General features: G+C 60.0%; 17 protein-coding genes and 1 pseudogene. 6 read left to right on the forward strand and 12 right to left on the reverse strand.

From position 1 onward, the window contains the following. Window positions 1–6: 6 nt before the first annotated feature. The 3 genes from KGB24_RS09285 to KGB24_RS09295 all read right to left on the reverse strand — a co-directional run bounded on the left by KGB24_RS09285 (window position 7) and on the right by KGB24_RS09295 (window position 3,528). Entirely contained in the window at window positions 7–1,257 is a 1,251-nt protein-coding gene (locus tag KGB24_RS09285) for a sarcosine oxidase subunit beta (RefSeq protein ID WP_007947735.1), read from the reverse strand. A gap of 23 nt (window positions 1,258–1,280) precedes the next feature. After that, the gene (glyA, locus tag KGB24_RS09290) at window positions 1,281–2,534 is read right to left on the reverse strand and encodes a serine hydroxymethyltransferase (RefSeq protein ID WP_008035038.1); all 1,254 of its coding nucleotides are present in this window, start codon (window positions 2,532–2,534) and stop codon (window positions 1,281–1,283) included. Between the two features lie 283 nt (window positions 2,535–2,817). After that, on the reverse strand, window positions 2,818–3,528 hold the full coding sequence (locus KGB24_RS09295) for a TraX family protein (protein ID WP_223413661.1): 711 nt from the start codon (window positions 3,526–3,528) through the stop codon (window positions 2,818–2,820). 133 nt (window positions 3,529–3,661) lie between these two features. Between KGB24_RS09295 and KGB24_RS09300 the strand changes: the two genes are divergently transcribed. Together KGB24_RS09300 and KGB24_RS09305 are read left to right on the forward strand one after the other, a co-directional pair. Next, window positions 3,662–4,702, forward strand: coding sequence for a low specificity L-threonine aldolase (locus KGB24_RS09300; protein WP_008035042.1), 1,041 nt, complete (start codon window positions 3,662–3,664; stop codon window positions 4,700–4,702). Between the two features lie 500 nt (window positions 4,703–5,202). Then, a complete protein-coding gene (locus tag KGB24_RS09305) occupies window positions 5,203–6,027 on the forward strand; it encodes an SDR family oxidoreductase (protein ID WP_223413626.1) in 825 nt (274 codons plus the stop codon). Window positions 6,028–6,153: 126 nt separating this feature from the next. Here KGB24_RS09305 and gbcB read toward each other — a convergent pair whose 3' ends face one another. After that, entirely contained in the window at window positions 6,154–7,254 is a 1,101-nt protein-coding gene (gene gbcB / locus KGB24_RS09310) for a glycine-betaine demethylase subunit GbcB (protein WP_192227594.1), read from the reverse strand. 282 nt (window positions 7,255–7,536) lie between these two features. On the opposite strand from gbcB, the gene gbcA reads away from it, so the two are divergent. Continuing rightward, window positions 7,537–8,832 (forward strand): glycine-betaine demethylase subunit GbcA, encoded by a 1,296-nt coding sequence (gene gbcA, locus KGB24_RS09315; protein WP_223413624.1) that lies wholly within the window; start codon window positions 7,537–7,539, stop codon window positions 8,830–8,832. A gap of 771 nt (window positions 8,833–9,603) precedes the next feature. Here gbcA and KGB24_RS09320 read toward each other — a convergent pair. The 8 genes from KGB24_RS09320 to KGB24_RS09355 form a co-directional block, all read right to left on the reverse strand. Beyond that, on the reverse strand, window positions 9,604–10,767 hold the full coding sequence (locus KGB24_RS09320) for a retropepsin-like aspartic protease (RefSeq protein WP_223413623.1): 1,164 nt from the start codon (window positions 10,765–10,767) through the stop codon (window positions 9,604–9,606). Window positions 10,768–10,846: 79 nt separating this feature from the next. Further along, entirely contained in the window at window positions 10,847–11,413 is a 567-nt protein-coding gene (locus KGB24_RS09325) for a GNAT family N-acetyltransferase (RefSeq protein ID WP_223413622.1), read from the reverse strand. 123 nt (window positions 11,414–11,536) lie between these two features. After that, the gene (locus tag KGB24_RS09330) at window positions 11,537–12,307 is read right to left on the reverse strand and encodes an electron transfer flavoprotein subunit beta (RefSeq protein WP_223413621.1); all 771 of its coding nucleotides are present in this window, start codon (window positions 12,305–12,307) and stop codon (window positions 11,537–11,539) included. 15 nt (window positions 12,308–12,322) lie between these two features. Further along, window positions 12,323–13,543 (reverse strand): electron transfer flavoprotein subunit alpha/FixB family protein, encoded by a 1,221-nt coding sequence (locus tag KGB24_RS09335; RefSeq protein ID WP_223413620.1) that lies wholly within the window; start codon window positions 13,541–13,543, stop codon window positions 12,323–12,325. Continuing rightward, on the reverse strand, window positions 13,543–15,492 hold the full coding sequence (gene dgcB, locus KGB24_RS09340) for a dimethylglycine demethylation protein DgcB (RefSeq protein WP_008033245.1): 1,950 nt from the start codon (window positions 15,490–15,492) through the stop codon (window positions 13,543–13,545). The genes KGB24_RS09335 and dgcB overlap by 1 nt, the downstream gene beginning before the upstream one ends. 174 nt (window positions 15,493–15,666) lie before the next feature. Next, on the reverse strand, window positions 15,667–17,727 hold the full coding sequence (dgcA, locus tag KGB24_RS09345) for a dimethylglycine demethylation protein DgcA (RefSeq protein WP_008033247.1): 2,061 nt from the start codon (window positions 17,725–17,727) through the stop codon (window positions 15,667–15,669). Between the two features lie 15 nt (window positions 17,728–17,742). Beyond that, on the reverse strand, window positions 17,743–18,273 hold the full coding sequence (locus KGB24_RS09350) for a DUF5943 domain-containing protein (RefSeq protein WP_008033249.1): 531 nt from the start codon (window positions 18,271–18,273) through the stop codon (window positions 17,743–17,745). Window positions 18,274–18,351: 78 nt separating this feature from the next. Then, window positions 18,352–19,329: a dipeptidase gene (locus tag KGB24_RS09355; RefSeq protein ID WP_008033250.1), complete on the reverse strand. Its 978-nt coding sequence runs from the start codon at window positions 19,327–19,329 to the stop codon at window positions 18,352–18,354. A 234-nt stretch (window positions 19,330–19,563) separates the two neighbouring features. Here KGB24_RS09355 and KGB24_RS09360 point away from each other — a divergent pair, with 234 nt between their 5' ends. The 3 genes and pseudogenes from KGB24_RS09360 to KGB24_RS09370 all read left to right on the forward strand — a co-directional run bounded on the left by KGB24_RS09360 (window position 19,564) and on the right by KGB24_RS09370 (window position 20,714). Further along, a complete protein-coding gene (locus KGB24_RS09360) occupies window positions 19,564–19,965 on the forward strand; it encodes a lysozyme inhibitor LprI family protein (RefSeq protein ID WP_223413619.1) in 402 nt (133 codons plus the stop codon). Between the two features lie 213 nt (window positions 19,966–20,178). Further along, a pseudogene (locus KGB24_RS09365) lies at window positions 20,179–20,407 on the forward strand (type II toxin-antitoxin system RelE/ParE family toxin). Then, on the forward strand, window positions 20,391–20,714 hold the full coding sequence (locus KGB24_RS09370) for a helix-turn-helix domain-containing protein (protein WP_008033253.1): 324 nt from the start codon (window positions 20,391–20,393) through the stop codon (window positions 20,712–20,714). Before KGB24_RS09365 ends, KGB24_RS09370 begins: the two are co-directional and overlap by 17 nt. Window positions 20,715–20,727 lie beyond the last annotated feature (13 nt).

Consider the following 20,727-nt stretch of genomic DNA (forward strand, 5'->3'; position numbering starts at 1 on the left):
CTCCTGTTAGTGGGCAACCGCAGCAGCGCCGTGTTCATCGATCAACGCACCGTTGTGGAAACGGTCGATGGAGAAAGGTGCGGCCAATGGGTGCATTTCACCCTTGGCCAGGCTCGCGGCAAACACGTTGCCCGAGCCAGGTGTTGCCTTGAAGCCACCGGTGCCCCAACCGCAGTTGAAGAACATGTTCGGGACCGGGGTTTTCGAGATGATCGGGCAGGCATCCGGCGTGGTGTCGACGATGCCGCCCCACTGCCGGTTCATGCGTACGCGGGACAAGACCGGGAACATCTCGACGATGGCCTGGATGGTGTGCTCGATCACCGGGTACGAACCACGCTGGCCGTAGCCGTTGTAGCCGTCGATACCGGCGCCGATCACCAGGTCGCCCTTGTCGGACTGGCTGATGTAACCGTGTACGGCGTTGGACATGATCACGCTGTCGATAATCGGCTTGATCGGCTCGGACACCAGCGCTTGCAGCGGGTGGGATTCGATCGGCAGACGGAAACCGGCGAGTTTGGCCATGTGCCCGGAGTTACCGGCGGTGACCACACCGACGCGCTTGGCGCCGATGAAGCCCTTGTTGGTTTCAACGCCGATGCACACGCCGTTTTCCTTGCGGAAACCGATCACTTCGGTCTGCTGGATCAGGTCCACGCCGAGTGCGTCAGCGGCACGGGCAAAGCCCCATGCCACGGCATCGTGACGAGCCACGCCGCCGCGACGCTGGACGGTAGCGCCCATCACCGGGTAGCGAGTGTTCTTGGAGCAGTCGAGGTACGGAATCTCGTCCGCTACTTGCTTGGCATCGAGCAGTTCGCCGTCCACGCCGTTGAGGCGGTTGGCGCTGACCCGACGCTCGGAATCACGAATGTCCTGCAGGGTGTGGCACAGGTTGTAGACGCCGCGCTGGGAGAACATCACGTTGTAGTTCAGGTCCTGGGACAGGCCTTCCCACAGTTTCATCGCGTGTTCGTACAGGTGCGCCGACTCGTCCCACAGGTAGTTCGAGCGAACGATGGTGGTGTTGCGCGCGGTGTTACCGCCGCCCAGCCAGCCTTTTTCGACCACGGCCACGTTGGTGATGCCGTGTTCCTTGGCCAGGTAGTAAGCCGTGGCGAGACCATGCCCGCCACCGCCGACGATGACCACGTCGTAGACCTTTTTAGGGGTCGGCGTGCGCCACATTTTCTGCCAGTTTTCATGATGGCTGAGGGAGTGTTTGAAGAGGCCGAAGCCCGAGTAGCGTTGCATAGTCATTTACTCCAAAACCGCGCTCAGCGATAAACCGGGAAGTCCGCGCACAGGGCCGACACTTGCTGCGCGACGTTCGCTTCGACATCGGCGTCGCCGAGGTTGTCGAGGATGTCGCAGATCCAGCCGGCCAGCGTGACGCACTGGGTCACCTTGAAGCCGCGTGTGGTCACCGCAGGGGTGCCGATACGCAGGCCGGAAGTGACGAACGGCGACTGTGGATCGTTCGGGACAGCGTTCTTGTTCACAGTGATGTGGGCGCGACCGAGTGCTGCATCCGCCTCTTTGCCGGTGAGGCCCTGACGAATCAGGCTGACCAGGAACAGGTGGTTATCGGTGCCGCCGGACACTACATCGTAGCCGCGTTTGATAAATACGCCGGCCATGGCCTGGGCGTTATCGATCACTTGTTGCTGGTAAGCCTTGAAACCTGGCTCCAGCGCTTCCTTGAAGCACACCGCTTTACCGGCGATGACGTGCATCAGCGGGCCGCCTTGGGCACCCGGGAATACGGCTGCGTTGAGCTTCTTCTCGATTTCTTCGTTGGCCTTGGCCAGGATCAGGCCGCCACGCGGACCGCGCAGGGTCTTGTGGGTGGTGGTGGTCACCACGTCGGCGTACGGCAGCGGGTTCGGGTACAGGCCGGCAGCGACCAGACCGGCAACGTGGGCCATGTCGACGAACAGCAGCGCACCGACCTTGTCGGCGATCTGACGGAAGCGTGGGAAGTCGAGGGTCTTGGAGTAAGCCGAGAAGCCGGCAACGATCATCTTCGGCTTGCACTCGACGGCCAGGCGCTCGACTTCGTCGTAGTCGATCAGACCGGTCTTGGTGTCGATGCCGTACTGCACGGCGTTGTACAGCTTGCCCGAGGACGAAACCTTGGCGCCGTGGGTCAGGTGACCGCCGTGGGCCAGGCTCATGCCCAGAATGGTGTCGCCGGCTTGCAGCAGGGCCAGGTAAACGGCGCTGTTGGCCGAAGAGCCGGAGTGCGGCTGCACGTTGGCGTAATCGGCGCCGAACAGTTGCTTGGCGCGTTCGATGGCCAGTGCTTCAACCTTGTCGACGTGCTCGCAGCCACCGTAGTAGCGCTTGCCCGGATAGCCTTCGGCGTATTTGTTGGTCAGGCCGCTGCCCTGAGCTTCCATGACGCGTTTGCTGGTGTAGTTTTCGGACGCGATCAGCTCGATGTGATCTTCCTGGCGTTGCTCCTCGGCATTCATCGCCGCCAGCAGTGCATCGTCGTAACCTTTGATCTGGTCTTGCTTGCTGAACATCGCGTCTCTCCCAGCGGCATCTGTGCGCCATTCGTCTCGGTAAGGCACGGCGTTTCGGCAGTGCCCTTTGATAGCGATGGTATGACCGGCGCAGACAGGTCAAATGCCTACGGACGCCACGCAAAGGTGCGTTTACGACATGGCGGGAAATGACAGACCGAGCCCCGTTCTCAAATCAGCGGTAAACCCTGTGGGAGCTGGCTTGCCAGCGATGAGGGCGTCACATACAGCATTGATGGCGGCTGACCCACCGCTATCGCTGGCAAGCCAGCTCCTACAGGGGTTAGGTGGCGATCTGGCGGACGAGTAACAGAAGCAGGAAATGCAGCGGATAGAGCGCATACGCCCAGCGCCGCATGGGTGGAGGATTGATGCGTCGCGCATGTCGCAACAAGAACAACCCGAGCCATGGCGCGATCAGACAAGTGGCAATGCCTGGGATCGCCGCACTGTTACCCAACCGGGCGGAGTAATACAGCACCTCCCACTGATTGGCAGCCAGACAGATCAACCCCGGCAACAGGCTGAAATACCAGGGCCGCTTGATCACCAGCAACATCGCCAGCGGCAACAACACACCAAAAACGCCGAACATCAGGTATTCCGTGAACACCGCTGCCAGCACTAAGACAGCAACCGCAAGCAGGCGCGATGGCAGCGTCTTTTGCTGCCAACCGCGCGCGACCAACAGCCCAAGCGCCAGCGTAGGCAGCACGTTCAAGGTGTCGGGATCGGGGATGTACATCCTGTAAGGGATTTCGCTGATAGCACTAAACAGAATCAACCAGCCCAGATACCGCCATTGAGGTGTGACTTGTCGTGAACGCGACAGGTTCGCCGCCATTGCCAGACAGAACCACGGAAATGCCAGTCGTCCGGGCACATACAGCAGATCGAGGGAATAACCGACATATCGCAGGTGATCGAGCACCATGCTCAGCAGCGCCAGCCACTTGAGCAGATCCAGTGCCCCATCCCGTTGAGTCATGTGCATAATCGCCCGTCGTCTTTGTATTTTTCTGTCAGACGCATCCTGTGTGCTCGCCGGATGATCTTCGGTAAAGTGCGCACCATCATTGACCACGAGACGCTTCACCATAAGCGTCCCGACCACGGAAAGCAGGGCCATGACCGATAAGAGCCAACAATTCGCCAGCGACAACTATTCCGGTATCTGCCCTGAAGCCTGGGCGGCGATGGAACAGGCCAACCACGGCCACCAGCGCGCCTACGGCGACGATGAATGGACCGCTCGCGCGTCCGATGATTTCCGCAAACTGTTCGAAACCGACTGCGAAGTGTTCTTCGCCTTCAACGGCACCGCCGCCAACTCCTTGGCCCTGTCGTCGCTGTGCCAGAGTTACCACAGCGTGATCTGCTCGGAAACCGCCCACGTCGAAACCGACGAATGCGGCGCGCCGGAGTTCTTTTCCAACGGCTCCAAGCTGCTGGTCGCCCGCACCGAGAACGGCAAGCTGACCCCGGAATCGATCCGCGAAGTGGCCCTCAAGCGCCAGGACATTCACTACCCGAAACCGCGCGTCGTGACCCTGACCCAGGCCACCGAAGTCGGCAGCGTCTACACCCCGGAAGAAATCCGCGCCATCAGCGCCACTTGCAAAGAACTCGGCCTGAACCTGCACATGGACGGCGCGCGCTTCTCCAACGCCTGCGCGTTCCTCGGCTGCACGCCGGCCGACCTGACCTGGAAGGCCGGCGTTGACGTGCTGTGCTTCGGCGGCACGAAAAACGGCATGGCAGTGGGTGAAGCGATTCTGTTCTTCAACCACAAACTGGCCGAAGACTTCGACTATCGCTGCAAGCAGGCCGGGCAACTGGCCTCGAAAATGCGTTTCCTCTCGGCACCGTGGGTCGGGATCCTGGAAAACGACGCCTGGCTCAAATACGCCCGCCACGCCAACCATTGTGCGCAACTGCTGGCGGAACTGGTCAGCGATATCCAGGGCGTGGAGCTGATGTTCCCGGTGCAGGCCAACGGCGTGTTCCTGCAACTCTCGGAACCGGCCATCGCCGCACTGACCGCCAAGGGCTGGCGCTTCTACACCTTCATCGGCAACGGCGGCGCCCGCTTCATGTGCTCCTGGGACACCGAGGAAGAACGCGTACGTGAATTGGCAGCAGATATCCGCGAAGTGATGTCCCGCTAACAACACAAAACCTGTAGGAGCCAGCTTGCTGGCGATCCAGACGACGCGGTGTGCCTGACACACCGCCATCGCCGGCAAGCCGGCTCCTACAAATTCCCGTCCCGCCTCCCATTCCGCGTACGACGAAAAACCTGTAGGAGCCGGCTTGCTGGCGATCGCTGCAACGCGGTACACCCGACACACCGCCATCGCTAGCAAGCCAGCTCCTACAAATTCGCGCCCCACCTCCCATCCTGTGTACGACACAAACCCTGTAGGAGCCGGCTTGCTGGCGATCCAGACGACGCGGTGTGCCTGACACACCGTCATCGCCGGCAAGCCGGCTCCTACAAATTCCCGCCCTACCTCCCATCCTGCGTACGACACAAACCCTGTAGGAGCCAGCTTGCTGGCGATTGCCGAAACGCGGTACACCCGACACACCACCATCGCCAGCAAGATGCACCACGCATGTTGGTCTACATTGAAGCGCTCAGATAACAATAATCAGGAGCGCACGCATGTCCCTTCAAGGCAAAACCCTGTTCATCACCGGCGCCAGCCGCGGGATTGGTCGTAAGATCGCGCTGCGGGCCGCGCGCGATGGGGCCAACATCGTGATTGCAGCCAAAAGTGCAGAGCCGCACGCCAAATTGCCGGGCACGATTTTCAGTGTCGCAAAGGAAGTCGAAGCCGCCGGCGGCAAGGCGCTGGCGCTGCAGGTGGATGTGCGTGATGAAGTCGCGGTGCGTGAGGCACTGGCCCAGGCCAACGAACATTTCGGCGGCATCGATGCGCTGGTCAACAACGCCGGCGCGATCAAGCTGACCGGGGTTCAGCACATCGAGCTCAAGCGCTTTGACCTGATGCACCAGATCAACACCCGCGCCGTATTGCTGTGCAGCCAGGCAGCCTTGCCTTACCTGAAGAAAAGCAGCGGTCATATCCTCAACCTGTCACCGCCACTGAACCTGGCAACCAAGTGGTTCGCCCAATACAGCCCGTACACCGTGACCAAATACGGCATGAGCATGCTCACGTTGGGCATGAGCGAGGAATTCAAGAATTACGGGGTCAGCGTCAATTCGCTGTGGCCGCAGACCATGATCGCCACCGCTGCCATCGAATTTCAATTGGGCTCACGCGAGTCGTTCAAACATGCGCGTACGCCGGAAATCATGGCGGATGCCGCACACGTCATCCTGGACAGCAGCGGTCGCAGCATCACCGGTCAGTTGCTGATTGACGAGGAAATTCTGCGGGAGCACGGCGTGACCGAATTCAATCATTACCGCTTTGAGCCCGGCACCAACGACAAGTTGATGCCAGACCTATTCGTCGACTGAGATATCCACAACCTTGTAGGAGCTGTCGAGTGAAACGAGGCGGCGATCTTTTGACTTCAAAGATCAAGGTCAAAAGATCGCCGCCTCGTTTCACTCGACAGCTCCTACAGGTTTATCGTGCGACCATCAGTACTCGATGCGAACGTCGCCCTTCGGCACGCTGCAGCACGACAGGATGAACCCTTCGGCCTCGTCTTCCTCGGTGATCCCGCCGTTGTGGTCCATCTCCACTTCGCCGCCAAGCTTGAGCACCTTGCAGGTGCCGCAAATGCCCATGCCGCAAGCTTTCGGAATCATCAGGCCGACCTTGGCGGCCGCCGCATGCACGGTCTCGCCCGGTGCCACACGGATGCTCTTGCCCGAGGCGGTGAATTCCACCTCATGCAAATCAGCCGCATCGATTTCCGGCGCGTCAGCGGCCTGCTCGGCATTCTCCACGGCATCGGCGATCGCCTCTGGCGGCGTGGCGCCGAATGATTCCTCGTGGTAGTGCTTCATATTGAAGCCGGCGTTTTCCAGCAGGCGCTTGACCGCGTTCATGTAAGGCGTCGGGCCGCAGCAGAACACTTCGCGCTCAAGGAAGTCCGGGACCATCAGTTCCAGCATCTTGTGGTTCAGATAACCGCGATAACCGGCCCATGGCTCACCGAAACCATGTTTTTCACAGATCAGGTGCAGGCTGAAATTTTCGATCCGCGCGGCCATGTGTTCCAGCTCGCGGTGATAAATGATGTCTTTCGGCGAGCGGGCGCTGTGGATAAACGCCATATCGACATTGCCGTTGGTATCGAAGAACCAGCGGGCCATGGACATGCACGGCGTGATGCCCACGCCGCCACTGAGGTACAGCACTTTCGGGTTCGGGAAGTCGATCGCGTTAAACAGCCCGACCGGGCCGTGCACCGCCAGTTCGTAGCCTTCATGCAGGGTGTCGTGCAGCCAGTTCGAGACCTTGCCGCCCGGCACGCGCTTGATCGTTACCGAAAAGCTGTACGGCACCGAGGGCGAACTGGAAATGGTGTACGAACGCATGATCTGCTGGCCATCGATTTCCAGCTCCAGGGTGACGAACTGCCCCGGCTTGAAGAAGAACATGATCGGCTGGTCGGCCATAAAGCAGAAGGTGCGCACATCCCAGGTTTCCTGGATGACTTTGACGCAACGGACGATGTGTCGGCCATTGGCCCAGGTCTGGGTGGTTACCGGATTCAGGAAGCTGTTGGACATGCTGTTCTCCACCGCCGATGGTCGGCCTTATGTTGACGATTCTGCGTATAGCGCAGATCACCCATTTACCTATCTGCGACATTCACATACTTATCGCGACCAGCCCCCAACTGCCGGGGGTTACGCGTCGGGAACAGATTGGGCCATGTCGCCCATGGATAAGGTTCCGGGCAACGCCGGCCCCACACTCGCCCCATACCAAGACATAACCATTACACCTTGCGTAGCAAACCTGATTAGCCACTTTCGCCGGCCACACAGAATGGCCTTGAGGATTAAATGATGGACGTCACTACTACCCTGAGCCTGGGCGATCCACTGGAACCCGCACGCAAGGCCACCGCGCAGATGCTGCAAGAGCGCGAGCGCACCTTCTCGCTGCCGCAGCCGTTTTACTCTGACGAGCGGCTGTTTGATATCGACATGCAGGAGATCTTCCAGAAAGAGTGGTTGATCGCCGGCATGACCTGCGAAATCCCGACCAAGGGCAACTACCTGACCCTGCAAGTCGGCAAGAACCCGATCATCGTGATTCGCGGCGCCGAAGGCGTGGTTCACGCCTTCCACAACGTCTGCCGTCACCGCGGTTCGCGGCTGTGCACCAGTGATAAAGGCAAAGTCGCCAAGCTGGTCTGCCACTACCACCAGTGGACCTACGAGCTGGACGGCCGTCTGCTGTTCGCCGGCACCGAAATGGGCGCCGATTTCGACATGAAGCAGTACGGCCTGAAACCGGTGAACGTGAAGACCGCCGGCGGCTATATCTTCATCAGCCTGTCGGAGAACCCGCCGGCCATCGATGACTTCCTGTCGACGCTGAGCCATTACATGGAACCGTACGACATGGAAAACACCAAGGTGGCGGTGCAAACCACCTTGATGGAAAAGGCCAACTGGAAACTGGTGCTGGAAAACAACCGCGAGTGCTACCACTGCAACGCGTCGCACCCGGAACTGCTGAAAACCTTGCTGGAATGGGACGACGTTACCGACCCGCGCGCCGACCAGGCGTTCAAGGACCACGTCGCCGCTTCCGCCGCTGCCTGGGAAGCCGAGAAGATCCCTTACGCCCACGCCAGTTTCGGCCTGCGTAACCGCATCGTGCGCATGCCGCTGCTCAAGGGCACCGTGTCGATGACCATGGACGGCAAACAGGGTTGCGCCAAACTCATGGGCCGCATCAAGAACCCGGACCTGGGCTCGATGCGCATCCTGCACCTGCCGCACTCGTGGAACCACTGCATGGGCGACCATATCATCGTCTTCACGGTGTGGCCGATCAGCGCGCAGGAAACCATGGTCACCACCAAGTGGATCGTGCACAAGGACGCGGTCGAAGGCGTCGACTACGACGTGGAGCGCATGCGCCAGGTCTGGGATGCCACCAACGACCAGGACCGTCGCCTGGCTGAAGAAAACCAGCGCGGGATCAACTCCTCGGCGTACCAGCCTGGGCCTTACTCCAAGACCTATGAGTTTGGTGTGGTGAACTTTGTGGATTGGTACAGCGAGCGTTTGCTGAACAACCTCGGCGCTGAGCCTGCGCCTTACCTCAAAGGGGTTCCGGTTCAGGGTTAAAGATCAAAAGCATCGCGAGCAGGCTCGCTCCCACAGGGGATCTTTGGCGCACCGAAGATCAAATGTAGGAGCAAGCTTGCTCGCGATGGCGCCATCCCTCGCAACACATCCCCTTCTGACTCTCCGCGACATTAGAACTGTACGAAATATGATCTATTCCGTTCAGCGCTATGCCCTACGTGGCTTTCAGCCTTCCGCAAACAAGTTATCCACACCTCCACCCACAGCTAATGGGGACAAGTGTGCGACGCCCCCTAACTTTCTCCACAGAAACCGAAGAAAATCCGTGACTTATCCAGAAGCAGGGTTTTGAACAGCGATTGGTTATTTTTTGATCTGACACCTGAAAGCCACGAAGTACGTGGCCTGTAGCGGATGGCGAACACCTTATCCACAGAAGCGCCAACAGACTTTGGGGGCAACTTCGCCGTCTCTGTGGAAAACCGCCGAAAGCCGCGATAAATCAGGGTTTACGCGAGGTTCGCCGCTCCAAACCGGCAAATTGATCATTTTTTAATCATACAGCTAACAGGCCCGGTTTATATGGCCTGTAGCGGACAGCGAACATCTTATCCACAGAAGCGCCAACAGAGATTGGGGGCAAGTATTGGCGAACGAACAGACTTATCCTCTGGAAAAAGCCCGAAAAAACCGTAACTTAGGCTGGTTGTTTTTTGTACGAAGGCTTGAAGGGCTTGATTTGTATGGCGTGCAGCGATGGGCGAACACGTTATCCACAGAAGCGCTAACAGGGATTGTGGGTAACCGTGATCAAACCCTGTTGAAACAGGACAAGCCCGAAGCAATATCCAGATTCAACTCGTAATCATTGAATGCACGCCATCCGAGCAAAATCGACGGTACGTACTGCCCAAGCAGCATCGACGGCGGGATCGTAAAGTCCGGGTAGTACTTGTAGGCGATCAGACGGGTACGTCCGGACAAGCTCAACTCGCCCTTGAAGATCTGGTGGTGCGGCTTATCGATGACATGAACAGGTGAAGTGCCGGGCGAGGCCGATGTCAGGTAATCCACATTGCCGGTGTCGATAATCGCCACGGTCGCACGCCGATCCAGCCGCGCAGCAAGGGTCAATCGTTGATTGATGTCGATACGGACGAAGGTGACTGGCGAATCACATCGTGTGGGCGCCGCAGCGTTGATCTCCAGCGTCTTTTTCGTAATGTTCAATCGTCCCAGCTTACCGATCAGATCGAGCCCCAATAAGTTATCCCGATCACTGACAAACACCAGGACGTTCCTGAACTCGCTTGCACCGATCTTCAGGGACTCAAGGATTCCGAGCTTGGCCGCCAGGTCCCGCTCGCCGTAGAAGGTGCTGTAGCCGTAATCAGAGTCGGTCAGCAGCTTGATGCCCATCTGCTTCGCGGTTTCGCTGTTGACCCGGGTTTGCGGGGCGCCCGTGTCAAGAATGAACCGCGCCGAAACACCGTTGGCGGCTCTTACATCGAGGTACGGCAGCACCTCATTCGTCTCGTGGCCATCGTCTGGGGAAGGATGAATCGGCAGCACTTCGCGTCGCGGTGATCTTGTCAGCGAGAAATCGGCGACCTGACGCAAGGTCGCGATCGATTCGCTGCCGAACATGGAGAACAACTGTTGGAGTTCAGGGTCATTGGCGATGGCTTGAGCATGGCGCCGCTTGATTGCCAGGTAGTAGTCGGGCAGCTGATTGGCGGCCTTGGTCTCGAACATTCTGGCGAGAACGGTGACTGAACAATTGAGGTTTTTATCAGGCGCCAACACCTGATCGCAATGTCGCTTCATTTGCGCCAGGGAAGCGTTCCGCCCCTGCGCAGAGTCGATCCATTGATAGAAATCCGGATCGCCCTGGCGGGTTTCAGCGGCCGCAGCCATCACAACCAGCATCACGCCACAGATCAGACATGTCTCACGCCGACTGACCGTGCTCATCGGCAACCCATTCCTGAAAACGAGTTTTATGAATCAGCGCTGCTGCCGCCTCGGGCCGCTCATTAAGAAATGTAGCTCACTAGGGCCACTGCATGAGGTAAGCGTCGCCGGTCACCCGAATCATCGGGTGTGGCGTGATCTGGCAGGTATCGACGATGCGGAAACCATGCCGCTCATAGAAACGACGGGCGCCGGTGTTGACGGCGTAGTCGATCAGGCTCAAGCCCTTGAGCCCCAACTGGCGGGCACGTTCGTGAGCGTGGGCGAGGAACTGCTTGCCAAGGCCCTGGTTGCGCCAGCCTTCATGCAACGCGAGGCTGGAGATGTAGAGCGTGTCGGGGATTTCCATGTCGGCATACGGCGCCAGCACCGGGTCGGTGGTGGGCTCGGCCAGTGGATCGTGGCGCATCACATAGCTGTGCATCATGCCGATGACGTGGCCGTCAGCCTCGGCGATGAGGCAGTTCTGGTAGGAGAAATCCACGTCGTCACGGGCGTAACGCAGGGCGCCGACGTCCAACAGGTCCTGGCCGGGTTCGGCGATTTGGCTCCAGATGTAATCCGAAGCGCCCTCTGAGGAAATCTGGAACAAACGGGCAATTTCCCGCGCGTCGCTGCGCAAGGCCGAACGAAATTTGACGATCATTATTTTGTCCCTTGTAGGAGTGAGCCTGCTCGCGATAGCGGTGGATCAGCTGAATAGATGTCAACTGATACACCGCTATCGCGAGCAGGCTCACTCCTACATTAGTTCTGTGCAGATTTGCGGTTAGCGGACCACGCCTTCTTCGATCAGCAATTTGAGAATCGCTTCGGCACCCGCTTGCGCCGTGACGCCTTTGAGCACCTGCCCGCCGCCGCCACTGGCCTTGGCCGTCGCCGCTTTCATCCGGTCCGCGCCGCTTTTGGCTTTGATCACTTTCAAGCGTTTAGGCCGAGGCTTGGCCGGTTGCAGCGTCGATACGGCCAGCAACTCATCCTCGACCACTTCGACTTCATCCGCCTGCAACACACCACGCCGGGCCGGGCCATACGCGCTCTGACGAGGCTTCGGCGCTGCGTTATCCACAGTCGCCAGGAACGGCAGCCGCACCTTCAAACGACGGCGCTGACCACGGGGCAACGCTTGAAGGACAAGCGCCGAACTGCCATCGATGGATTCCACCTGAGCCAGCCCGACCACCAGCGGCCAGCCGAGGTTTTCCGCCAGCAGGAACGGCAGCATGCCTGAGCCTTCGCCGGTTTCTGCCTGGCTGCCAGTCAGCACGACTTGTGCTCCGGCATCGCGCAAATAGGCGGTCAACGCCGGCAAGGCATCGGCACCGGATGGTTGCTCCAGCACGTGCAGTTGTTCCAGGCCCATGCCCAGATAGGCGCGCAGCGCAGGCTCCGCGACGTCGCCGGCATGCAGCACTTGCAGGTTATCCCCAGCCAGTTGCAGACCCAGTTCCACCGCCCGCGCATCCTGCTCCGCGCGACGTGGCCGGCCGGAGGTCGGGTGGGCGCCGATGGACACCAGGCTGATGATTTTCGTGCTCATAACCCTTTCCTTCCCTTAAGCCGCATCGCGCTTGGCGTCGTCGCGATAAGCCGCTATCGCATCGATCAAGGCTTGAAGAATCTCGGCGCTCTCGCCGATCACCGACAGGTCGGCCCGTTTGATCATGTCGCAACCTGGGTCAAGGTTGATCGCCACCACCTTGTCGCAGGCACCGATGCCTTGCAGGTGCTGGATCGCCCCGGAAATCCCCACCGCCACGTAGACCCTCGCGGTGACCCACGTGCCGGACGCGCCGACCTGACGGTCACGGGCCATGAAGCCATCGTCCACCGCCACACGGGATGCGCCTTCGGTGGCGCCGAGCGCTTCGGCAGTCCTGTGGAAAAGTCCCCAGTCCTTGACGCCGTTGCCGCCGGAGAAGATGAACTCTGCTTCGGCCATCGGAATTGCCGCCGGGTCCACGGCCACAGCGCCCAGATCCTCGATCCTCGACAGGCTGCGTGCCACGGTTGTGGATAACTCCACCGGCAAGGCTTCATGACGGGTTTCGCTGACCGGCTCGGCGCATTCGGCGGCGGCCAGAATCAAGCGTGCGACCGGACGCGCAAGGTCTTGCAACCCGGCGCCAGCGCGGCCGATGCATTCCTGATCCTTGACCTGCCAGACCCGCGTGGCCGGGCGTTCGCCCAGTGCAGCGGCAAAGCGCCGACCGAGTTCGCCGCCACCGCTGCGGCTGTCCGGCAGCAGCCAGTGACGCGGGCTGAACTGGTTATCCACAGCCCGCAGGCCCTGGACACGTTGCTCCGGTGCATAACCACTGAATTCGTCGCCTTCGAGTACCAGCAAGCGATCGACGCCGGCGGTGGTAAAGGCGTTTTCCTTGTGTTCGCCGAAGACCACGGCCAACACCGCGCCGTCCTTGCCGGCCAACTGGTGAGCCAGGCCGAGCAAATCCTTGTCGTGGCTGCTCAAGCGGCCACCGACCATGTCCGGCACCACGCTGATGTAAAACGCAGGTGCTGGCACTTGATGCAGCGGCAATTGCACTTCAACAGCCGCCGAGCGTTTGGTCGCCCCGCCCTGCTGCGCGCCGCTGCGGTCGATGCGCTTGATGCCATTGGGACCGATAAAACCGATGCCATGCGGGTTCTTGCGGATGACGCCGTTCGGCCCCATCCAGCTGTGTTGCGCCGGCTGCATGGCCGCGTGCAGCGGGTGCAGGCGGTTACGGGCAATCCATTCGGCGCGGGGGTCGCGGCGGATAATGTCGCTCATCAGTGGGCCTCCGCAGGTTCACGTTGGGCCGGTGTGGACGGTTTGCTTGGCGCTGCGTCTTCAAGCAATGCGTCCGCCACCAGCTCGGCGATGTCCTTGATCAACGGACGTGGTTCGACCACGCCTTCGAGCATCGCGGTGCATTGTGGACAACCCACGGCCACCAGTTCGGCGCCGGTTTCGCGGATGTCTTCCATGCGCATGTCGGGGATCCGCTGCTTGCCCGGAATGTCGGTGATCGGCGCGCCGCCACCGCCGCCGCAGCAGCGTGAACGGAAACCGGAGCGTTGCATCTCTTTCACTTCAATCCCGAGGGCGCGCAGCACTTCTCGCGGCGCCTCGTATTCGCCGTTGTAGCGACCGAGGTAGCACGGGTCGTGATAGGTCACGCTGCTGCCTTTGTGCTGGCCGAGATTGAGCGCGCCGGCGTCGATGATTTCGGCCATGTAGGTGCTGTGGTGCTGCACCAGGTAGTTGCCGTCGAAGGCGCCGTACTCATTTTTCAGCACGTGGAAACTGTGCGGGTCGCAGGTGACGATGCGGTTGAAGCTGTACTTGGCCAGGGTCTGGATGTTGCGTTTGGCCAGCAACTGGAAGGTCGCTTCGTCGCCCAGACGTCGGGCCACGTCACCGCTGTCGCGTTCTTCGAGGCCGAGTACCGCGAAGTCGACCTTGGCCGCTTTCAGCACTTTGACGAAGGCACGCAAGGTGCGCTGGTTGCGCATGTCGAAGGCGCCGTCGCCGACCCAGAACAGCACGTCGGTGGATTTTTTCTCGCTGAGCAGATTGAGGTTCAAATCCGCCGCCCAGTTCATCCGCCCACCCGGTGCGAAACCGCCAGGGTTGTCGGTGGCAATCAGGTTTTCCAGGACTTCGGCGCCCTTGTTCGGGGTCGCGCCTTTTTCCAGGGTCAGATGGCGACGCATGTCGACGATGGCATCGACGTGCTCGATCATCATCGGGCATTCCTCGACACAGGCACGGCAGGTGGTGCAGGACCACAGGGTCTCGGCGTCCACCAGACCGTTGACGATCGGTTGATGCGGATTGCCCGCGTGTTCGCCGATGGCTTTGCCCGGATAGGGGCTGCCGGCGAACTTGGCATCGGTGCCGCCGGCAAGGCCGACGACCATGTCCTGAATCAGCTTTTTCGGGTTCAGCGGCTGGCCGGCGGCGAACGCCGGGCACGCGGCTTCACATTTACCGCATTGCACACAGGCATCGAAACCGAGCAGTTGGTTCCAGGTGAAATCCTTGGGTTTTTCCACGCCCAGCGGTGCGTTTGGATCGTTCAGGTCCAGCGGTTTCAAACCGGTGGAACGACCGCCGCCAAAACGCTCGGCGCGACGGTGCCAGGCCAGGTGCAGCGCACCGGCGAAGGCGTGCTTCATCGGCCCGCCCCAGGTCATGCCGAAGAACAATTCCGAAACGCCCCACAGCACGCCGATGCCGAGGATCGCTGCCACCACCCAACCGCCAAAATTCTCCGGAAGGATGCCGGCGACCGGCAGAGTCAACAGGAAGAAGCTCGCCGAGAACGCCAACAAGCTTTTCGGCAGGCGCATCCACGGCCCTTTGGACAGGCGAGCCGGCGGGTTGCGACGACGCAGGTACACAAAGATCGCACCGACGAACATCACCACTGTCATCAACAACAGCGCGTAACCGAGGATGCGGTTATGCAGGCCGAAACCGTGCACCAGAATCGCCAGCACGATGGACGCCACCGCACCACCGGCCGTGGCCACGTGGGTGTTGGCGATGTATTTGTCCCGCGCGACGACGTGGTGCAAATCGACCATGTAGCGCTTGGGCATGGCGAAAAGGCCACCGATCAGGTCGACCTTGGAGGCTCGGCCCCGGCGCCACATGGCCACCCGCCGCAACGCGCCGAGGACAGCAAGGCCCAGGGCAGCGAACAACAGGATTGGAAGAAGGGTGTTCAACATGGTGGAGCTCCCAAAGACCGCAGGGTCTTGCAGGCCAAACTACCTGGATGCCTTGCCCGATTCCCTGTAGGAGCGAGGCTTGCCCGCGAATGCGATGGGTCAGCCGACAACATTGTTGAATGTCAGGACGCCTTCGCGGGCAAGCCTCGCTCCTACAGGGTTATCCACAAGCTCTTAGAAATCCTTGCACAGCCGCAGCGCGTCGTAGATCGCCGCGTGCACGTTACGCTGGGCCACGCAGTCGCCGATGCGGAACAGCAGGTAGCCGTCACCGCTCTGCTCAAGGCATGGCTGCGGCTTGATCGCGAACAAGGCTTCGACGTCGATCTGGCCTTTGTTACGCGAGCCGTCCTTCAGCGCGTAGTAGATTTCTTCGTCCGGGCGCACGCCGTTTTCCACGACCACCTGGTCGACCACCCGCTCCTCTTTGGCGCCGGTGTATTCGTTTTCCAGCACCGCCACCAGCTTGTCGCCTTCGCGGTAGACCTTCTCCAGCATCATGTCCCCGGTCATGATCACTTCTTTCGGGTACATGCTGCGGTAGTAAGTCGGGAACGACGTACCGCCAATCGCGACGCCCGGCTTGATGTCGTCGGTGACGATCTCGACCTGGCTGCCCTTGTCGGCGAGGAAGTCGGCAGTCGACATCCCGGTGAACTCGCAAATAGTGTCGTAGACCAGCACGTTCTTGCCCGGCGCGACCTTGCCGTCGAGCACGTCCCAGCTGCTGACCACCAGGCCTTCAGCCGCGCCCCAGTGTTCGTTCTGCTCAAGGAACGGATGACCGCCAACCGCCAGCACCACCACATCCGGACGCAGGTCCATGATGGTCGGTGCATCAGCCGCAGTGCCCAGGCGCAGGTCGACTTTCAACCGTGCCAGTTCCAGCTGATACCAGCGGGTGATACCGGCGATCTGGTCACGCTGCGGCGCTTTCGACGCCGTGGTGATCTGCCCGCCAATGAATTCCTTTTTCTCGAACAGGGTCACGTCGTGGCCACGTTCGGCGGCCACGCGGGCGGCTTCCATCCCGGCAGGACCGGCCCCGACCACCACCACCTTGCGTTTCACGCCGGTGGTTTTTTCGATGATGTGCGGCAGGCCCATGTATTCACGGGAGGTCGCCGCGTTCTGGATGCACAACACATCCAGGCCTTGATACTGACGGTCGATGCAGTAGTTCGCGCCGACGCATTGTTTGATCTGGTCGATCTGGCCCATCTTGATCTTGGCGATCAGGTGCGGGTCAGCGATGTGCGCGCGAGTCATGCCGACCATGTCGACGTAACCGCCCTCCAGAATGCGGGTCGCCTGGTTCGGGTCCTTGATGTTCTGTGCGTGCAGCACCGGAACCTTGACCACTTCCTTGATGCCGGCCGCCAGGTGCAGGAACGGCTCCGGCGGGTAACTCATGTTCGGAATCACGTTGGCCAGGGTGTTGTGAGTGTCGCAACCCGAGCCCACGACGCCGAGGAAATCGAGCATGCCGGTGTCGTCGTAATACTTGGCAATCTGCTTCATGTCCTCGTGGGACAGGCCGTCCGGGTGGAATTCGTCACCACAGATACGCATGCCCACGCAGAAATCGTCACCGACCTCGGCGCGCACAGCTTTCAACACTTCCAGGCCGAACTTCATGCGACCTTCGAAGCTGCCGCCCCATTCGTCGGTACGTTTGTTGACCCGCGGGCTCCAGAACTGGTCGATCATGTGCTGGTGCACGGCCGACAGCTCGACACCGTCCAGGCCACCGGCCTTGGCACGGCGGGCCGCTTGGGCGTAGTTGCCGATCACCCGCCAGATTTCTTCCGGCTCGATGGTTTTGCAGGTGGCGCGGTGCACCGGTTCACGGATACCGGACGGCGACATCAGCGTCGGCCAGTTGAAACCGTCCCAGCGCGAACGCCGGCCCATGTGGGTAATCTGAATCATGATCTTGGCGCCGTGCTTGTGCATGGCGTCGGCCAGATTCTGGAAGTGCGGAATAATGCGGTCGGTGGACAGGTTCACCGAACTCCACCACTCCTGCGGGCTGTCGATAGCCACCACGGAGGAACCGCCGCAAATCGCCAGGCCGATCCCGCCCTTGGCTTTCTCTTCGTAATACTTGACGTACCGATCGGTGGTCATGCCGCCGTCGGTCGCGTAGACCTCGGCATGCGCGGTGCTGAGCACGCGGTTACGGATGGTCAGTTTGCCGATCTGGATCGGCTGGAACATTGCTTCGAAAGCCATGGCGGGTTCCTCGACTTACAACGGCTTGACGGTGAACAAACCGTCGTCGTGGCCTTCTTCGGAGCCACCGTAGACTTGTTCGGCAACGGTGCGAATCTTGCTGCCGCGGGCTTGCAGAATCTGGTCCATGGCACCGGCAAACCAGCCAGTGAACATGTAGTCGACCTTGCGCCCGACCTTGCCGTACACGTAGACGAAAGCGGAGTGTTCGAGCTTGACGCTGGCGGTGCCTTTGTCGAGGTCGATGTCCTGGATCTTGAACAGGCCCCAGCCGCGTTGCGACAGGCGCTTCATGTAGTGCTCGAACACCGCGACGCCTTCCAGGCCGTGGCATTCAGCTTCTTTTTCACACCAGTGCCAGGCGGACTTGTAGCCGGCCTTGTAGAGAATTTCGGCGTAGGCGTCGGCGCCCAGCACTTCCTCGATGCCCATGTGGTTGTTGACGAAGAAATGACGCGGCACGTACAGCATCGGCAGGGCGTCGGAGGTCCAGACACCGGTTTCGCTGTCGACTTCGATAGGCAATTGCGGGGCGATCTTGGCCATGGAAACTTAACTCCAGAAAAATTTTGGTGTTGCCCCCGGCACGGATGGCCGGGGGAAAGAATTCAGAGGTGCGGCGGCTTATTCGCCCCAGACATCTTTCAAGACGTTGACCCAGTTCTCGCCCATGATCTTGCGGACCACGCGCTCGGAATGGCCGCGCTTGAGCAGGGTTTCGGTCAGGTTCGGGAACTCGCCGACGGTGCGGATGCCCAGCGGGTTGATGATCTTGCCGAAGCTGGTCAGACGGCGGGCGTAGCCCTTGTCATGGGTCAGGTATTCGAAGAAGTCCTGGCCATGGCCCTGGGTGAAGTCGGTGCCGATGCCGATGGCGTCTTCGCCGACGATGTTCATGGTGTATTCGATGGCTTCGGCGTAGTCGTCGATGGTCGAATCGATGCCCTTGGCGAGGAACGGCGCGAACATGGTCACGCCGACGAAACCGCCGTGGTCGGCGATGAACTTCAGTTCTTCATCGGATTTGTTGCGCGGGTGAATTTTCAGACCCGACGGCAGGCAATGGGAGTAGCAGACCGGTTTCTTCGATTCGAGGATGACTTCTTCGGAAGTCTTGGAACCGACGTGGGACAGGTCGCACATGACCCCGACGCGGTTCATCTCGGCAACGATTTCGCGACCGAAGCCCGACAGGCCGCCATCGCGCTCGTAGCAACCGGTGCCGACCAGGTTCTGGGTGTTGTAGCACATCTGCACAATACCGACGCCGAGCTGCTTGAACACCTCGACATAGCCGATCTGGTCTTCAAACGCGTGAGCATTCTGGAAGCCGAACAGGATGCCGGTCTTGCCCTGCTCCTTGGCTTTACGGATGTCGGCGGTGGTGCGAACCGGAATCACCAGGTCGCTGTTCTCGCGGATCAGCTTCTGGCTGGCGGCGATGTTGTTGACGGTGGCCTGAAAGCCCTCCCACACCGACACGGTGCAGTTGGCCGCGGTCAGACCGCCCTTGCGCATGTCTTCAAACAGCTCGCGGTTCCACTTGGCAATAATCAGCCCGTCGATAACGATGCTGTCGGCGTGCAATTCGGCTGGGCTCATCAGGCTGTCCCCTATTAGCGATTCATGCGCCGAATCGTGTGCCGGCGCTTTGGGGCCAGCATATGCCTGAGTACCGGTGCAGCCGGGTGCAAAAACGACAGGGGGTTTGCCGAAAGCGTCAATCTGCGACAAAGGGTCGTCGTTGAACGTCGCGGGCCACCTGTTCAAGGGCTTGCGCATGGGCCAGAATTCGCCGCATTACGGAATTTGGGCCAAAAAAGGGGCTGAGGCGCAATGAAATCGATCTTACTGGCAATGGCACTGATAGCGACCGGCGTACAGGCGGCTGAAGAGTCCGACATCAACCCCTGCGATGCGGTCGAAAACGAAGTCCAGACCCTGGAATGCTCGGTCTACAGCCGAACCACCGCCGAAGACCTGCTCAAAGACAACTACCAGAGCCTGACCGAGCGCATGCAAACGCTCTACGGCAAGAACCCGACACAACTGGCCGACATCACCGCCAAACTCAAGGCCGCCCAGCAGCAATGGCTGAAGACCCGGGATGCGGATTGCACAGTCGAAGCGTTTCCGGCGACCAGCGGCAGCAAGGCATTCACCATTGCGCAGAACGATTGCGTGGCGCGGATGAGTGATGAGCGGTCGGAGTTTTTGGAGTCGATTGGGCAGGAGTGATGTTTTCAGTTTGTCGGCTACAGGCACCACCGCCAGCTTTCACCTCTCAAGAAATGATGTTTCCCACAGGCGTGGCTGACCACGCCTACAGCGCTCCCTGCACCTCGGAGCAGACCCTGTTAGTCGGGCAACATCCCGACATGCTTCGTTAATTGGCCGACGTGAAAATATAAGTAAAGATTCGCAAATCTTATAAAAGACTTATATTCTCCCATGAACAGCATTCACTGGACTCGAAAGGCCGTTAAGCAGCTTTTGAAATTGCATTCCGTTCACCAGATCCAGGTTCGTGATGCCGTCGCGGCGCTGACAGGCATGCCTGATACAGGCAATGTCAAAGCGCTCATCGGTCATGACTATGCCTATCGACTTCAAGTGGGATGGCGCAATCAAAGTGGTCAGTATTCAAGAGGTCAAAAAACGAGATGAACGCACCTACTGACGTTCAAATTATCAATGACGCAGACGGAAACCCCGCGTTCGTGGTTATTCCTTACGCGCAGTACGTGGCGCAAAAAATCGAGCCCGACCTGATCCCCCACGAAGTGGTCAGTCGCATCGTCGATGGTGCAACACCGATTCGTGCCTGGCGCGAACACTTGAACCTTACACAGGATGAAGTGGCCAAACGTATGGGCATTTCTCAACCGGCTTTTGCCCAGCAAGAGACCGTCGCGAAGCCTCGCAAGGCCACTCGCGAGAGAATTGCCGCGGCTTTTGGCATCACGGCCAGTCAACTTGAGCTGTAGGCTGCACACAACC

The organism is Pseudomonas sp. BF-RE-25, assembly GCF_019956105.1.
In the GTDB taxonomy this organism is placed as follows: Bacteria; Pseudomonadota; Gammaproteobacteria; order Pseudomonadales; family Pseudomonadaceae; genus Aquipseudomonas; species Aquipseudomonas migulae.

Coding starts and splice junctions, on each gene's coding strand:
- glyA (WP_008035038.1), bottom strand. CDS start 2,534: ATGTTCAGCAAGCAAGACCAGATCAAAGGTTACGACGATGCACTGCTG.
- KGB24_RS09360 (WP_223413619.1), top strand. CDS start 19,564: ATGAAATCGATCTTACTGGCAATGGCACTGATAGCGACCGGCGTACAG.
- KGB24_RS09350 (WP_008033249.1), bottom strand. CDS start 18,273: ATGGCCAAGATCGCCCCGCAATTGCCTATCGAAGTCGACAGCGAAACC.
- KGB24_RS09305 (WP_223413626.1), top strand. CDS start 5,203: ATGTCCCTTCAAGGCAAAACCCTGTTCATCACCGGCGCCAGCCGCGGG.
- KGB24_RS09335 (WP_223413620.1), bottom strand. CDS start 13,543: ATGAGCGACATTATCCGCCGCGACCCCCGCGCCGAATGGATTGCCCGT.
- dgcB (WP_008033245.1), bottom strand. CDS start 15,492: ATGTTGAACACCCTTCTTCCAATCCTGTTGTTCGCTGCCCTGGGCCTT.
- KGB24_RS09300 (WP_008035042.1), top strand. CDS start 3,662: ATGACCGATAAGAGCCAACAATTCGCCAGCGACAACTATTCCGGTATC.
- KGB24_RS09355 (WP_008033250.1), bottom strand. CDS start 19,329: ATGAGCCCAGCCGAATTGCACGCCGACAGCATCGTTATCGACGGGCTG.
- KGB24_RS09285 (WP_007947735.1), bottom strand. CDS start 1,257: ATGCAACGCTACTCGGGCTTCGGCCTCTTCAAACACTCCCTCAGCCAT.
- gbcB (WP_192227594.1), bottom strand. CDS start 7,254: ATGTCCAACAGCTTCCTGAATCCGGTAACCACCCAGACCTGGGCCAAT.
- gbcA (WP_223413624.1), top strand. CDS start 7,537: ATGGACGTCACTACTACCCTGAGCCTGGGCGATCCACTGGAACCCGCA.
- KGB24_RS09320 (WP_223413623.1), bottom strand. CDS start 10,767: ATGAGCACGGTCAGTCGGCGTGAGACATGTCTGATCTGTGGCGTGATG.
- KGB24_RS09325 (WP_223413622.1), bottom strand. CDS start 11,413: ATGATCGTCAAATTTCGTTCGGCCTTGCGCAGCGACGCGCGGGAAATT.
- KGB24_RS09330 (WP_223413621.1), bottom strand. CDS start 12,307: ATGAGCACGAAAATCATCAGCCTGGTGTCCATCGGCGCCCACCCGACC.
- KGB24_RS09370 (WP_008033253.1), top strand. CDS start 20,391: ATGAACGCACCTACTGACGTTCAAATTATCAATGACGCAGACGGAAAC.
- KGB24_RS09295 (WP_223413661.1), bottom strand. CDS start 3,528: ATGCACATGACTCAACGGGATGGGGCACTGGATCTGCTCAAGTGGCTG.
- dgcA (WP_008033247.1), bottom strand. CDS start 17,727: ATGGCTTTCGAAGCAATGTTCCAGCCGATCCAGATCGGCAAACTGACC.